This window comes from Streptomyces alkaliphilus, from assembly GCF_014141535.1.
Lineage (GTDB): Bacteria > Actinomycetota > Actinomycetes > Streptomycetales > Streptomycetaceae > Streptomyces > Streptomyces alkaliphilus.
The window spans coordinates 1-542 of record NZ_VKHT01001669.1 but is presented as its reverse complement, the minus strand read 5'-3'; the positions used below and the strand labels follow the sequence as shown (position 1 = coordinate 542).

Here is a 542-nt window from a genome sequence, read left to right as displayed (position 1 = left end):
CCTCCCGCCTGCCCGTTTTCCCCGGTCCGCCCCGGGACCGAACCCGCCCGCCGACGCGCCGTTTCGGCCACGCCGTTGTTTTCGATCTTCAAAGCGACACTTTCAATCACCAATTGATCAGATTTGGCATGGCTTTCCCCTGGCGCGCAACCCCCAAACCGTAAGCACTCGAACCCAAACGGCGACTTTCGCAACTCGGCGTAGCACGTCCGGCACAAAGGGTTATTCTCCTCGGACGCCCCGGCTCCCGTCCGCCCACCAGGTGACGGGTTCCGGTCCCCGTACTGCACGTGTTCGAACGCTCTGCCTCTGGGAGTCCCGTGTACCCACACGTCCGGGCTGATGCCTCGGGCCTGGCCGCACTGCGCACGGCGGTCGCCCCCCACCTGCGTGCCCTGGCCGCGGTCGCGCACCCCGGTCCCGTCCTCGCCGGCCCGGCCTACGCGCTGGCCGAGGACGCCCCGGGACGCGCCCCCGTCCGTGCGGCGAGCCGCGCCGGCGGCGGACGCGCCGCCACCCCCACCGGATCAGTCGGCTCCGCG

At 71.0% G+C, this 542-nt stretch carries 1 pseudogene; it reads left to right on the top strand.

Annotated elements, in window-relative coordinates:
* Positions 1 to 320: 320 nt before the first annotated feature.
* Positions 321 to 542, top strand: a pseudogene (locus FNQ90_RS26245) (ECF subfamily RNA polymerase sigma factor, BldN family); the annotation flags it as partial.